Source organism: Mycobacterium sp., from assembly GCF_965230835.1.
Classification (GTDB): Bacteria; Actinomycetota; Actinomycetes; order Mycobacteriales; family Mycobacteriaceae; genus Mycobacterium.
Window position 1 is genome coordinate 3959118 of the sequence record NZ_CBDDLW010000002.1, and the last position, 13814, is coordinate 3972931.

Consider the following 13814-nt stretch of genomic DNA (forward strand, 5'->3'; position numbering starts at 1 on the left):
CGGACGGCTCGCGGAGTGAGGAAATCGCTTGTTCGATTGCGTGGACCGCAGTGACGACTAAGGTCGCGTACGGTCGATGATATTCGACAGGACGACGGTGCTTTCGCTGCGTTCGATGTCAGCGCTTGAGCGGATCCGTTCGAGAGCCGTCTCTAGGTGTTGCATGTCGCGGGCGAGGACGTGCAGGATCGCGTCAGACGTGCCAGTCACCGTTGCCGCGCTGACAACCTCCGGGATGTCCACCCACGCCGCGCGCAGTTGGTCGGGTGCGATGGTGCCATGGCAGAACACCTGTACATAGGCCTCGGTGTTCCAGCCGACTGCGTTGCGGTCAACGACGGTGGTGAAGCCTTTGATCACGCCGTCTTCGAGCATGCGGTCGACGCGACGCTTCACGGCCGGTGCGGACAGATTTACTTTTTGGCCGATCTCGGCAAACGTGGCCCGGGCATGCTCGGCCAGCTCGGCAAGGATGCGCTCGTCGGTGTCATCGAGCCGGTCCATCGCCACCTCCTGGTCTGATGCACAACGAATCGCTGGGAGTGCATATATAGCGCAACATATCAATGGTACATACGCAATAAACGTCGTTTGATTGTGTATAGCTGGGCAAATATCGTTGGATTATGACGAATCATCACGCCGCTGCGGCGCCTTTTCGCTCGGCGCTCCCGGTCGGTCACGGCGCCGAGGCGTCGACGTACCGCCGGGCACCCCGCCCGCGGCGGTACGCCATGACCGCGCCTACCTACTTTGCCGTCGAGTACGCGATCAACCCGTGGATGGACGTCAACACGCCCATCGACATTGGCCTGGCGCAGGCGCAGTGGGAGCACTTGTACCACACCTACGTGCAGTTGGGGCACACCGTGGACGTGATCGAACCGGTGGCCGGGTTGCCGGACATGGTCTACGCCGCCAACGGGGGTTTCATCGCCAACGGCATCGCCGTTGTTGCTAGATTCCGGTTCGCCGAGCGTGCCGGTGAGTCCCGGGCATACGCCGGGTGGATGTCTTCGGTGGGATACCGACCCGTCACCACCCGACACACAAATGAAGGACAGGGCGACCTGCTGATGGTCGGCGACATGGTGTTGGCAGGCTACGGCTTTCGAACCGATCGGGGCGCGCATACCGAAATCGCCACGGCGCTCGGGCTGTCGGTGGTCTCCCTCGAACTCGTGGACCCGCGCTTCTATCACCTCGACACGGCGCTGGCCGTTCTAGACGACCGCACCATTGCGTACTACCCGCCCGCGTTCAGCGCGGCAGCTCAGGAGCAACTGAGCAAAATTTTCCCGGACGCCATTGTGGTCGGTAGCGCGGACGCATACGTGTTCGGACTAAACGCGGTCTCCGATGGTCGCAACGTTGTACTTCCTGCCACGGCAATCGGTTTCGCCGGGCAGCTGCGCGCTGCTGGCTTCGAGCCGGTCGGTGTCGATCTGTCCGAGCTGCTCAAGGGCGGCGGTTCGGTCAAATGCTGCACCTTGGAGGTACATCCGTGACAATGCTGGGTTCGCGGCCGGCGCCGGTCACCACGGAAAGCGCCAATAATGCCGTCGTGCTAGTGGAAAAACATGCGGCACAGAACTACTCGCCGCTGCCGGTGGTTGCGGCCGCCGCCGATGGAGCGTGGATTACCGATAGCGACGGCCGGCGTTACCTTGACTGCCTGGCGGCGTATTCGGCGGTCAACTTCGGCCACCGCAACCCGGAGATTATCGCGACGGCGCACGCTCAACTCGACACCGTCACGTTGGTGAGCCGCGCCTTCCACTGCGACAAGCTCGGGCCATTTTGTGCGGCGCTTGCCGACTTGTGTGGCAAAGACATGGTGCTGCCGATGAACACGGGCGCTGAAGCCGTGGAGAGCGCCCTCAAAGTCGCTCGCAAATGGGGCGCGGATGTTAAGGGTATCCCCGCTGACCAGGCAAACATTGTTGTGGCAGACAACAACTTTCATGGCCGTACGATCAGCATTGTCAGCTTTTCCTCGGATCCGGCTGCACGCGGCGGATTCGGCCCGTTTACTCCGGGATTCCGCTCGGTGCCGTTCGGAGACACCGTGGCGCTGGCTCGGGCGATCGACGACAACACTGTCGCGATACTGCTTGAGCCCATACAAGGCGAGGCCGGCATCATCGTCCCACCAGACGACTACCTGCTGGACGTTCGTGCGTTGTGTTGGGAGCACAACGTGCTGATGATCGCCGACGAAATCCAGTCTGGATTGGCTCGCACCGGATACACATTCGCCTGCGACCATTGGGGTGTCGTGCCCGACGTCTTCCTGCTCGGCAAGGCCCTCGGCGGTGGGGTCGTTCCGTTGTCGGCAGTGGTCGCCGACCGCGAAATCCTTTCCGTGCTGCATCCGGGTGAACACGGCTCGACGTTCGGCGGCAATCCGTTTGCCGCGGCGATCGGCTCAACGGTGGTTTCCATACTGCAGCGCGGAGAATTCCAGGTCCGCTCGGCCGAGCTGGGTGCCCATTTGCACGGTCGGTTGAGCGAACTGATCGGCGACGGTGTGCGGGCAGTGCGCGGCCTGGGATTATGGGCTGGCGTCGACATCGAACCCGCCTTGGCGACCGGCAAACAGATGAGCTTGCGGCTGGCCGATCGTGGCGTGTTGGTCAAGGACACCCACGGCTCGACGCTACGGTTCGCGCCACCGCTGGTGATCACCGAGCAAGAGATTGACTGGGCAATTAGTCAGTTCGTCGCCGCATTGCGTGAGGCAGGCTCATAATCAGCCTGATCCACTAACAGGAGGAGCAATTGCCGGCTACCTCGATCAGCCTGAAAGAGCAGATGCTACGGCGCCGCCCGGTGCGCGGCGGACCCGTGGTCGACGGCGCTGCGAGGCGTCTTAGGCGCAGCTTCGGCATGTTCGAGCTGACTATGTTCGGGGTCGGCTCGACTATTGGTACCGGGATCTTCTTTGTGTTGTCCGAAGCGGTGCCGGACGCGGGTCCCAGCGTGGTTATTTCCTTCGTCATTGCTGGCATCGCAGCCGGGCTCGCGGCGCTCTGCTACGCCGAGCTGGCTTCTGCGGTGCCGATTTCGGGCTCATCATATTCCTACGCCTACGCCACACTGGGCGAGGCGGCCGCAATCTGCGTGGCAGCCTGCTTGCTGCTGGAATACGGGGTAGCCACCGCTGCAGTGGCGGTCGGTTGGAGCGGCTACGTCAACAAACTGCTGGACAATCTGTTCGGATTCCAGCTGCCGCGTGCGCTGTCGGCGGCGCCCTGGCACCCGGGGCCGGATTCGCAACCGGGGTATGTGAACTTGCCGGCGATCATTCTCATCGGCTTGTGTGCGCTGCTGCTGATTAGGGGAGTCAGTGAGTCGGCGAAGGTCAATGCGGTGATGGTGTTGATCAAGCTCGGCGTGCTGGGCATGTTTGTGTTCATCGCGCTGGGCGCCTACCACGTCGATCACTTCAGCGACTTCGCTCCATTCGGTGTTGCCGGTATCGGAGCGGCGGCGGGCACAATCTTCTTCTCCTTTATCGGCCTCGATGCGGTGGCAACTGCGGGCGAAGAGGTGAAGGACCCACAGCAGACTGTTCCGCGCGCATTGATCGCGGCGCTGGTGATTGTCACCAGCGTCTACGTGCTGGTCGCGTTGGCCGCGCTAGGCACCCAGCCGTGGCAGCATTTCGAGAATCAGCGCGAAGCCGGACTCGCAACCATCCTTGACCGTGTCACGCACGGCACCTGGGCCGGCACTATTCTGGCTGCGGGCGCGGTGATCTCGATCTTCACGGTCACCTTGGTCACCCTGTACGGACAGACCCGTATCCTGTTCGCGATGGGTCGCGACGGGCTGTTGCCGAAGCGGTTCGCGACGGTGAATCCGCGGACGATAACGCCGGTGAACAACACCGTGATCGTCGCGATAGCGGCGTCTATTCTGGCTGCTTTGGTACCGCTTAACCATCTAGCAGACATGGTGTCCATCGGCACGCTCGCTGCTTTCGTTGTGGTTTCGATCGGGGTGATCATCCTGCGGGTACGCGAACCAGACTTGGTTCGTGGGTTCCGGGTGCCCGGGTATCCCGTCACGCCCGTCCTCTCGGTGCTGGCATGCGGTTACCTACTCTTTAGCCTGAGTTGGTACACGTGGGTCGCATTCGGCGGATGGCTTGCGCTGGCGCTGACCCTCTACCTGGTGTGGGGTCGTCACGGCAGCGCGCTGAATGCTGAGGCGCTCGACCCGCCGGGGGAGCGGGTATGACCGTCGTCGTTGGATACCTGGTTGGCAGAGTGGGGCCGTCGGCGTTGCAAGTGGCGGTTCGTGCGGCACGCACCCTAAACACCACGCTGACGGTGGTCACTATCGTGCCGAGGCCGTGGGCAACACCGTCGCTGGCCCGCATAGACGCCGAGTACCAGCAATGGGCGGACCAGCTGGCCTCCGACTCGGCAAAGGAGGCGCGGCGGTACCTGCGCAGTGCGGCCGACGGGATCGAGGTCACTTACTGTAGTCGGGCGCATCGGTCGGTTTCGGGTGGACTGGTCGAAGTGGTCGACCAAGTCAGCGCCGAAGTCTTGGTGTTGGGATCGTTCCCAAGCGGACGGCGCGCGCGGGTGCTGATTGGCTCAACTGCCGACTTGCTGCTGCATGTGTCGCCGGTGCCGGTGGTTCTTAGCCCTCGTCGATACCGTTCGTCGGCTCGCCGGCTGACGCGGATCACCTGCGGCTATTCTCCGACCTCCAAATCGGCTGACGTGGTCGTGCGCTGTTCGGAACTGGCCAAGCGGCTGGGGGTGTCGTTGCGGGTGATCACCTTCGCGGCGCGCGGCCGGACCATGTATCCACCGGAAGTGGGGCTGCACGCCGAGACCTCGGTTTTGGAGGCTTGGGCAGCGCAAGCGCGAGAAATGTTGGAAAAACTACGAATCGACGATGTTGTCGATGACGGTGCTGTTCTGCAGGTAGTTACTGGAAACGGCTGGCAGCAGGCGCTCGACGCAACAGACTGGCAGGATGGCGAGATCCTGGCCTTAGGAACATCACAGCGCGGCGATGTCGCCAGGGTCTTCCTCGGTTCCCACAGTGGCAAGATCATTCGTTACAGCCCGGTACCTGTGCTGGTGCTGCCCGGATAACTAGCGATGAGCGGCGGCGTTGGCTGCGGCCTGAGCCTGTTCGAGGATCGCGGCGACATCGCCTCGGCCAAGGAACATTTCGTCGAAATATGGTTTGAGCGCCGCCTGCCCGGCGGGAAATCCAGCGCCGCCCGGCGCTGAAATGTGGGGGTTGTTCAGGACCGAGAAAAACGGGGTGACGTCTACACCTCTGGTTTTCCAGTAGTCGAAGTAGACCGGCTGGGCCGAGAGCACAGCGGGGATGGCCACGCCGTCACGACCTAAGTAGGCGTTGCCGCCGGTGCTGCCCATCCAGGTCAACACCTGGCGGACTGCTTCTGGGTGCGGCGAAGCCGAATTACCTGCTGCAGCAATACCGTTAGTAACACTCACCCGGCCCTTGGGGCCGGTCGGCATCATCGCCACGCCCCAGCTGAAGCCGGCGTCACGGGCCACCGCAGCCAGGTTGTACGTGCCGGATTGGAACAGCGCCATCCGGCCGGCTAGAAACTGGTTGCGCGAGAAGTCGCCATTGTCGTTGGTGGCTGAGGCCGGCGGGGCAACATGGTCTTTGTATATCAGATCGACGAGATAGTCGAAGGCTTCGACCGCTGGTGGATTGTCGAACGCGAACTGGTTGTCGCGCTGGAAAACGCCCCCGGCAGAGCCAATGTAGTTGAGGTAAATGCCTTGTGGGTCGTTGCCGGCGTTATATCCCCACTGGCGAACCCGTTGCGCGTCAAAACCCGTTGTGCCTGAAACGTGTCCGTCGGCATCGACGGTGAGTCGAGCCAGCATGGGGCGCAAAGTGTCGGCGTCGTCGTGCCCCCACCGCAAGGTGTCAAGCTCAGCGGGATCAACGCCGGCGGCTGCCAGCAGGTCGGAGTTGTAGAAGAGGGCAACTCCGGCGTCGGTTAACTGCGGTACGCCCCAGATCACACCGGATCTGGTGAACTGATCGACTACTGCCGGCTCCCAGCCTGAGGCTGCACCTGGACCCAGCGCCGCGTTGATATTCATCAATCGGCCGCTGTCAGCGTAGGCAGCGAGGTAGGCATTCGATAGCCAGAAGATGTCGTCGGCGCTGCCTCCGGCGACGTCGGTGCGCAACGTGTCGAAGTAGTTCGCAAATGCCACCAAATTGGTGCGCACCTCGATCCTGGGGTGTGCGCGGTTGAATGCCTCGAACGATCGCCGGTAAGCCGCCGCAACCGATTCGTCCCACAGCCGCACCGTTACAACGATCTTGCCGCCGCGAGGTTCTGCGGCTTGGTCCAGCAGCACCGCCGATATTGCGAGCAGCGCCGCGACCAGCGCCAGTGCCGCGGCGGCCAGGGACGAAAAGCGAGGCGGGGTCACTTGAGTCCCGATACCACGATCGAGGCGACGATGCGCCGTTGGAAAGCGGCAAAAAGCGCGATCAGCGGCAGGATCGCAATCGTGGTTGCGGCCATCACCAAGGTCCACTGCGCGTTGAAGCGGGACTGCAGGTCAGCCGTGGCGACTGTCAGAACCCGCCATTTGTGGCCGCTGGTGATCACCAGCGGCCACATGAAATTGTTCCACTGCGACACGACAGTGATAAGTGCTGTCGCGGCCAGAACCGGCCGGCTGGACGGAATTACCACATGGACGATGACGTCCAGGGTGTTGGCGCCGTCGAGGTGGGCGGCGTTGACCAAGTCGTCGGGGATGAGACGAAAGTGTTCGCGCAGCAAGAAAATAGCGTAGGGCGAGCCGAACATGAATGGCAGCACCAGTGCCCAGAATGTGTTCCGCAGACCGAGCTGGGCCATCATCAGGTAGAGCGGGATCACGGTCACCGTGGCCGGCACCATCAAGGTTGCGATGTAGACCCAAAATAGCGCGTCGCGTCCGGGGAATCGCAACCGCGCGAACGCGTAGCCGGCCAGCACGGAAAAGGTCATCTGGCCCACTAAGATCACCGCCGTCATCAGTGCGGTCACCGCCGCCGCGCGGCTGAAGCCAGACCCGCCCAGACTGGCATAGTTCGCCAGCGTGGGCGGACGTGGCAGCTGTAGCGGCGTCCCGGTCGCGAACTGGTGGGCCGAAGTGAATGACGTAAGCAGGCTCACCGCGAACGGTGCCAGAGTGATTACCGCGCCAAGCACCAACCCGGCGTAGATCGCGGTGTTCGATAGGTTGCGGCTAGGTGAGGTCATAGCTGATCCGGCGGCGGAAGTACAGATGCTGAACAACGGTGGCGCCGGCGAGGAGAGCGAACAGCACGACCGCCATCACCGCCGCTCGGCCGATTGCCGCCGAACCGAAGGCTTCGGCGTAGATCCGATGGGCCACCAGGTCGGTGCTGCCTGCCGGCCCACCACCGGTCATCGCATAGACAGTATCGAAGATCTGTGCGGCACTGACGATTCCGGTAACCAGGACGAAAAACATGGTCGGCCGAAGCATCGGCAATGTGATGCGCCAGAATCGCTGCCAAGCGTTGGCGCCGTCGGTACGAGCCGCTGCGTGGATGTCGCCGGGGATAGCCAGCAAGCCCGCCAGGAAGAACAGCGATACATAGCCGACGTTGGTCCAGACAATGACAGCCGCAACGACCGGCAGCGCGAGATGAGGGTTGGTGAGCCACTCGATGCGATGTCCGAGTACCGTGCTGACCGCACCGTCGGTGGGTGCCAAGATCCAGCGCCATATCACCGCGATCGCCAGCGGCGCGCCGATCCAGGGCAACACGTAGAGCGTACGGAACAGAGCGGTGCCCGGAAGCCCCCGGGCCAGCATCAATGCCGCCAGCAGACCGAGCACCGTTTGCAGCGGGACAACGAGTGTCACGAACAGCGCTGTGACCATCAGCGAGCCACCGAAATCCGAATCGGTTAGCACCGATCGCCAGTTGGTCAGGCCGACATAATGCAGCGGGCCCAGCAGGTCCCATCGATACAGGCTCAGCCAGACGACGAGAAGGATAGGCAACAACAAGAAGATGATTACGCCGAACAAGCTGGGCGCCAGCAAGGCGTAGGCGAGCGCGGTGGTGCGCGGTCTGCTTTCCGCGGCGACACCGGTCATGAGAGGTATTAAAGCGGGCAGGCAGGTGTGGTCGCTACGGTGGAGGCGTGACATTGAATCGGGAGATCGATGCTGACTTCCTTGATCTGCCGCGCTTCGAGTTAGCCGACGCGGCGTTGTCGGCGGCTACCGACGCCGGCGCAAGCCACGCCGACGTGCGGATTCATCGCATCATTTCCGAGATCATCCAGCTGCGCGATGGTGAGTTGGAGACCGCGGTCATCAGTCGCGAGATCGGTGTCGCAGTTCGGGTGATCGTCGCCGGCACGTGGGGATTCGCCTCGCACGCTGAGCTGTCGCCCTACGCCGCGGCGGCGACGGCGCGACGCGCCGTGCATGTGGCGACTGCGTTGGCGCCACTGAATAAGGAGAAGGTCACGTTGGCGCCCGAGCCCGTGTACGCCGATGCAAAGTGGGTATCGAGCTACCAGATCGACCCGTTCAGTGTCCCCGTGGCGGACAAGATCGTGGTTCTCCAGGATTACTCAGGAAGGTTGCTTGACGCCGGCGGTGTCGATCATGCATCGGCCGGTCTGAGCTCAGTGAAAGAGCAAACCTTCTACGCCGACACGTGCGGCTCAACGATCACCCAGCAGCGGGTGCGGGTGACGCCGTCCCTGGAGGCGATGTCGGTCGACGCTGCTGCCGGCAGTTTCGAGTCGATGCGCACCCTCGCACCGCCGACAGCTCGAGGCTGGGAAGCGGTGGCTGGCGATACGGTGTGGAATTGGACCGATGAGCTCGCAGAGCTGCCGTCGTTGCTGGCCGAGAAGATCAAGGCACCCAGCGTCATGCCGGGCCCCACGGATCTCGTCATTGACCCGACTAACCTGTGGTTGACCATCCACGAGTCTATCGGCCATGCGACCGAATACGACCGCGCTATCGGATACGAAGCCGCCTACGCCGGGACTTCATTTGCAACACCGGACAAACTCGGCAGCATGCGTTACGGCTCGCCGGTGATGAATGTTACAGCGGACCGTACCGCCGAATTCGGCTTGGCCAGCATCGGCTACGACGACGACGGCGTGGCGGCTCAAAGCTGGGATTTGGTGCGCGACGGAATTTTTGTTGGCTACCAGCTCGACCGGGTATTTGCGCCGCGACTGGGGCAGGAGCGTTCCAACGGATGCTCGTATGCCGATTCCGCGCACCACGTGCCGATACAGCGGATGGCCAACGTATCGCTGCAGCCTGGAACCGAAGACCTCAGCACGGCCGATTTGATCAGCCGGATCGCTGACGGCATCTACGTCGTCGGCGACAAGTCGTGGTCAATCGACATGCAGCGGTACAACTTTCAGTTCACCGGACAGCGGTTCTACCGCATCCGAGACGGTCGCCTGTTCGGTCAGCTGCGTGATGTTGCGTATCAAGCCACTACTACCGACTTCTGGAATTCGATGGAAGCGGTCGGCGGTCCGTCGACTTGGCGGTTGGGTGGGGCGATCAACTGTGGCAAAGCCCAACCCGGCCAGGTCGCCGCGGTCAGCCACGGCTGTCCATCGGCGTTGTTCCGCGGCGTCAACATACTCAACACCCGCACCGAGGGCGGCCGATGATCACACCACAACACCTCGTCAATGCCGTCCTCGAGGAAGCGGCGAAAGCGGGGCGAGCTGACGAGACTATGGTGCTGGTAACCGACCGTATGGAGGCGTCGCTGCGCTGGGCTGGCAGTTCAATGACCACCAACGGAATCGCGGTGAGTCGTAGCCTGACTGTGATTTCGATTGTCCGCCAAGGGGATAGCGCCTACGTCGGCACTGTGGTTTCCGCGGAAGTGGATCCAGCGGTAGTTCCTGGGCTGGTGGCGGCGTCGCAAGAAGCGGCTCACGCTGCGCCAGAAGCCGGCGATACTGCCCCGTTGCTGGGTAATGTCGGGGAGTCGGTCGACTGGGATGCGCCCATACCCGGCACTGGGGTGGAGGCATTCGCCGGAGTCGTGGATGGTTTGAATCGAGGTTTCCGGGGTACCGACCGGCTGTACGGCTTTGCGCGTCACAGTGTCTCGACCACCTTTCTGGCGTCTTCGACGGGACTGCGGCGGCGATACACCCAGCCCACGGGCTCGATAGAGATCAATGCCAAACGTGGCGACGCCAGCGCCTGGGCGGGTGTGGGGACCGCGGACTTCGTTGGCGTGCCAATTGATTCGCTGCTTGACGAGCTGTCGATGAAATTGGGCTGGGCGAAGCGCACCGTCGAATTGCCTGCGGGGCGGTACGAGACGATCATGCCGCCGTCGACAGTGGCCGACATGATGATCTACCTGGGATGGTCAATGGCCGGCCGCGGTGCGCAGGAAGGGCGGACCGCATTCTCGGCGCCCGGGGGTGGTACGAGAGTGGGGGAACGGCTCACCAACCTGCCACTGACTCTGTTTTCTGACCCCGGGGCGCCGGGCTTGGCGTGCACGCCCTTCGTCGCGGTGAACAATTCCTCAGAGATTGCGTCGATATTCGACAACGGGATGGATATCGGTCAGGTGGACTGGATCCGCGACGGGGTGATCAACGCGCTGGCCTATCCGCGGGCCTCAGCTGCCAGATTCGACGCCCCGGTTGCGGTTGCTGCCGACAACCTCGTAATGACCGGTGGGTCGATCGATCTCGCCGGCATGGTCGCGGCCACCGAGCGTGGTCTGCTGCTGACCACACTGTGGTACATCCGAGAGGTGGACCCCACCACGCTGCTGCTGACCGGGCTGACTCGCGACGGCGTCTATCTCATTGAAGATGGCGAGGTGACTGGTGCGGTCAACAACTTCCGTTTCAACGAAAGCCCGCTGGACCTGCTGCGTCGGGCAACTCAGGCCGGTATCAGTGAGACGACGCTGCCGCGGGAATGGGGCGATTGGGTCACTCGGGCGGCGATGCCATCGCTGCGGATACCGGATTTCCACATGTCGTCGGTGAGCGCCGCGCACTAGCTGATTCGCAAGCGGTTCGAGCCGGGTGGACCGCCCGGAGCGCTTCAGAAGTTCGGTGGTGCGCGACGACACCAGAAAAGCCGCCGCGGGTTGTGCCGATGCGTTAATTTAGACACCTGCGCACCTCGTCGCCGATGACGTCGTCGAGGTGCGCGTCCAGATGCCGTGTGGCTGATCTAGCCGCAGCGCCAACAACGAGCGTGCCGCGTCGCTCGACGCCCCAGGGTATGTGTGTTGCACTCGCCTCAATCGCGGTACCGTGAGCAGGCCAAACCAGATCGCAGCAGCCTAACGGGGGGCCATGGCGGGTAGAGCAGCTTTCGCCGTTGCCGTGGCTGCGCTGGTGGCCGGCACGCTCAGTGCTTGCCTGGGAACCGGCGGCAAGCCAGCCGTGCCGTCCCGTCCGCTTCGTAGTAGCGAAGGGTCGCGGCTGCCGCCGATCTACCCTGGGACGACGGTATCGATTCCGCCGTCTTCGGAACCCGCGGAACCAGTCAGCACCATTGCCGGCGACGGCACCTACCAGGTCGGAACGGAAATCCAGCCGGGTACGTATCGGTCCGAAGCTGGGCGATCCTGCCGTTGGTGGCGGCTCAGCGGGCTCGATGGAGGTTCTTCCGACATCATTTCGAACGGCTCCGGGCCAGGGCTGCAGGTGGTGCAGATTGCGCCGACGGATGTCGCATTCGCCACCGACTCCTGTCCGCCGTGGACCCTGGAGTCTGCGGCCATCACCGCAACGAGCACGACGACTATGACGATTACGACGACCCCAGATACGGCAGCCACGACCGCAGCGCTTCCCCCGGATGCTCAGCTGTGTCCGGGCGAAACCGGTCCTGTGGGGGGCTTCACCCAATCGGCAGCCGGGACATCGGGCACCTCCTGCGCCTTTGCCGAACAAGTACGGATCGCCTACGGGGCCAGCGGACCGCCCAGCCCGACACCTCGGCAGGTGCAGGCAGTGAGCCCGGTGACAGGGCAGTCGTACACGATGGCCTGCGCCGCGGATGGGCGATTGGTCACGTGTACGGGCGGTGACGGCGCGGTGGTGTACCTGTATTGATACGTGCTGAGCCGGCTGAGGCACTGTGTTGCGGCGGTGGCGGCTGGTAGTTGGAGGTCACCGGCCGGCGTGGGTCACCCGATGACCGCGACCACCGGCGCCGCGCTCGCCGCGTAGCATCGCCATCAGCACCATGGGGCCAAACCGTTTACGCCGCTCGTGAGACACCAGTGATTCTTCACCCAGCGAAGTCACATACACCACAGACACACACAAAGACACCGAAGAAGGCTGCCGCGAGTGGTTGGATCGGCAGTGCGCTCGAGTACTACGACTTCTTTATATATGCGCAGGCCGCAGCGCTGGCTTTTCCCAGCGTCTTCTTTCCATCTGATAACCCCCGGGTTGGGATTGTCGCCTCATTCGCGACGTTCGGAGTCGGCTATATCGCGCGACCGGTCGGTGCGTTCTTACTCGGTCATTGGGGCGATACGCGCGGGCGCAGGTCCGCTCTGATCGCGTCCATGCTGCTCATGGGTTTGTCGACGTTGTCGGTTGCGGCGCTACCAACCTATGACGCCGTCGGAATCTGGGCGCCGGTCCTGCTGGTCGTTCTGCGGCTAGTGCAGGGGTTCGCGGTAGGGGGTGAGATCTCGGGTGCCAGTGCGATGATTCTCGAACACGCGCCCTTTGGCCGAAGGGCGTACTTCGCCAGCTTTGCCCTGCAGGGGGTACAGGCCGGGCAGATCATCGCTGCGGCGGCTTTCCTGCCGCTGGCCTGGGCTTTAGCGGAACCGGAATTCCTAAGCTGGGGCTGGCGAATCCCCTTCTTGCTCAGTGGCTTCGTTGTCGTGGTCGGCTACATTATTCGCCGCAGCGTCAGCGAGACTCCGGCGTTCGCAAAACATGCAGAGCAGCACGCCACGTCCGCCGCGCCAATCCTTCTGGTTGTCAAGGAGAATGGCATTGACATGCTGCGGGTGGTGGGTATGGCGCTGATGAACGCCATACCCACCACCGTGACCATCTTCGGGGCGACATACGCGACCAACCCAGCCTACGGCGTCGAGCTGACGGCGGGAAACTACCTGTGGATAGCCTTGTCCGGCAACGTCGTTGCCGTTCTTATCATCCCTTACGTGGCCAATCTGGCCGACCGCGTGGGGCGCCGGCCGGTGATTGTTGGGGGCTGCCTGGGTTCTGGGGCGCTCGGCTATGTGTACTTGTACTTTGTTAGCGACCGCAATTTCTTGATGACCTTCCTCATTGCCATCCTGATGTGGGGAATCGTGTACCAGGGTTACAACGCGGTCTTCCCTGCCTTCTACCAAGAGTTGTTCCCAACCAAGACCCGTGTCACGGGGTTCGCCGTCGCGCAGAACTTGGGCACACTGATTACCGCATTTCTCCCGAGCATCTACGCGGCGCTTGTCGGTCCAACTCCCAGCAGCTGCGTAGAGAACCACACGTTCGTCGCAGATCATGTGCTGCCGTCCAGCCGAACATGCCAGGCCGCGGCCGAGGCGATCAAAGCCGACGTGATCTGGGTCGTGGGCAGCATCACCCTGGGGCTGAGCTGCCTGGCCGCGATCGCAGCAATCAGTGCCCGAGAGACCTACCGGGTCCACCTAGATCATCTCGGGTACAAAAAGGCTGTTCCGGTTTTGTCGGATGAGTACCAACGGATGCGGAAAAAAGCGATGGCAAAGCCATAGCCCGG

At 62.8% G+C, this 13814-nt stretch carries 12 protein-coding genes; 8 read left to right on the forward strand and 4 right to left on the reverse strand.

Translation table 11 applies throughout. The features are described from left to right. Window positions 1-57 precede the first annotated feature (57 nt). Window positions 58-504 (reverse strand): Lrp/AsnC family transcriptional regulator, encoded by a 447-nt coding sequence (locus ACO07W_RS18420; RefSeq protein ID WP_421846091.1) that lies wholly within the window; start codon window positions 502-504, stop codon window positions 58-60. A 122-nt stretch (window positions 505-626) separates the two neighbouring features. Between ACO07W_RS18420 and ddaH the strand changes: the two genes are divergently transcribed. From ddaH to ACO07W_RS18440, 4 genes are read left to right on the forward strand one after another with little or no spacing between them, the layout of a single operon-like run. Beyond that, a complete protein-coding gene (gene ddaH, locus ACO07W_RS18425; RefSeq protein ID WP_421845144.1) occupies window positions 627-1508 on the forward strand; it encodes a dimethylargininase in 882 nt (293 codons plus the stop codon). A gap of 2 nt (window positions 1509-1510) precedes the next feature. Beyond that, complete coding sequence (gene rocD, locus ACO07W_RS18430) at window positions 1511-2752, forward strand: ornithine--oxo-acid transaminase (RefSeq protein ID WP_421846093.1); 1242 nt, start codon at window positions 1511-1513, stop codon at window positions 2750-2752. A gap of 29 nt (window positions 2753-2781) precedes the next feature. Continuing rightward, complete coding sequence (locus ACO07W_RS18435) at window positions 2782-4245, forward strand: amino acid permease (protein WP_421845145.1); 1464 nt, start codon at window positions 2782-2784, stop codon at window positions 4243-4245. Next, window positions 4242-5120 carry a universal stress protein gene (locus ACO07W_RS18440; RefSeq protein WP_421845146.1) on the forward strand — a complete coding sequence of 293 codons (879 nt, stop codon included), beginning with the start codon at window positions 4242-4244 and terminating at the stop codon, window positions 5118-5120. Before ACO07W_RS18435 ends, ACO07W_RS18440 begins: the two co-directional genes overlap by 4 nt. Here ACO07W_RS18440 and ACO07W_RS18445 read toward each other — a convergent pair whose 3' ends face one another. From ACO07W_RS18445 to ACO07W_RS18455, 3 genes are read right to left on the reverse strand one after another with little or no spacing between them, the layout of a single operon-like run. Further along, window positions 5121-6458 carry an ABC transporter substrate-binding protein gene (locus ACO07W_RS18445; protein ID WP_421845147.1) on the reverse strand — a complete coding sequence of 446 codons (1338 nt, stop codon included), beginning with the start codon at window positions 6456-6458 and terminating at the stop codon, window positions 5121-5123. Continuing rightward, window positions 6455-7282, reverse strand: coding sequence for a carbohydrate ABC transporter permease (locus ACO07W_RS18450; protein ID WP_421845148.1), 828 nt, complete (start codon window positions 7280-7282; stop codon window positions 6455-6457). Before ACO07W_RS18450 ends, ACO07W_RS18445 begins: the two co-directional genes overlap by 4 nt. Next, complete coding sequence (locus ACO07W_RS18455; protein ID WP_421845149.1) at window positions 7269-8153, reverse strand: carbohydrate ABC transporter permease; 885 nt, start codon at window positions 8151-8153, stop codon at window positions 7269-7271. Before ACO07W_RS18455 ends, ACO07W_RS18450 begins: the two co-directional genes overlap by 14 nt. Before the next feature lie 47 nt (window positions 8154-8200). On the opposite strand from ACO07W_RS18455, the gene ACO07W_RS18460 reads away from it, so the two are divergent. The 4 genes from ACO07W_RS18460 (at window position 8201) to ACO07W_RS18475 (ending at window position 13809) form a co-directional block, all read left to right on the forward strand. Next, window positions 8201-9718 (forward strand): TldD/PmbA family protein, encoded by a 1518-nt coding sequence (locus ACO07W_RS18460; RefSeq protein ID WP_421845150.1) that lies wholly within the window; start codon window positions 8201-8203, stop codon window positions 9716-9718. Further along, on the forward strand, window positions 9715-11088 hold the full coding sequence (locus tag ACO07W_RS18465) for a metallopeptidase TldD-related protein (protein WP_421845151.1): 1374 nt from the start codon (window positions 9715-9717) through the stop codon (window positions 11086-11088). Before ACO07W_RS18460 ends, ACO07W_RS18465 begins: the two co-directional genes overlap by 4 nt. 301 nt (window positions 11089-11389) lie before the next feature. Further along, window positions 11390-12154 carry a hypothetical protein gene (locus ACO07W_RS18470; RefSeq protein WP_421845152.1) on the forward strand — a complete coding sequence of 255 codons (765 nt, stop codon included), beginning with the start codon at window positions 11390-11392 and terminating at the stop codon, window positions 12152-12154. A 170-nt stretch (window positions 12155-12324) separates the two neighbouring features. After that, window positions 12325-13809: an MFS transporter gene (locus ACO07W_RS18475; RefSeq protein WP_421845153.1), complete on the forward strand. Its 1485-nt coding sequence runs from the start codon at window positions 12325-12327 to the stop codon at window positions 13807-13809. Window positions 13810-13814: the final 5 nt, after the last annotated feature.

Bases quoted from the DNA above. Each gene is read 5' to 3' on its own strand.
- ddaH (WP_421845144.1), top strand. From the start codon at position 627: ATGACGAATCATCACGCCGCTGCGGCGCCTTTTCGCTCGGCGCTCCCG.
- ACO07W_RS18465 (WP_421845151.1), top strand. From the start codon at position 9,715: ATGATCACACCACAACACCTCGTCAATGCCGTCCTCGAGGAAGCGGCG.
- ACO07W_RS18420 (WP_421846091.1), bottom strand. From the start codon at position 504: ATGGACCGGCTCGATGACACCGACGAGCGCATCCTTGCCGAGCTGGCC.
- ACO07W_RS18450 (WP_421845148.1), bottom strand. From the start codon at position 7,282: ATGACCTCACCTAGCCGCAACCTATCGAACACCGCGATCTACGCCGGG.
- ACO07W_RS18470 (WP_421845152.1), top strand. From the start codon at position 11,390: ATGGCGGGTAGAGCAGCTTTCGCCGTTGCCGTGGCTGCGCTGGTGGCC.
- ACO07W_RS18440 (WP_421845146.1), top strand. From the start codon at position 4,242: ATGACCGTCGTCGTTGGATACCTGGTTGGCAGAGTGGGGCCGTCGGCG.
- rocD (WP_421846093.1), top strand. From the start codon at position 1,511: ATGCTGGGTTCGCGGCCGGCGCCGGTCACCACGGAAAGCGCCAATAAT.
- ACO07W_RS18455 (WP_421845149.1), bottom strand. From the start codon at position 8,153: ATGACCGGTGTCGCCGCGGAAAGCAGACCGCGCACCACCGCGCTCGCC.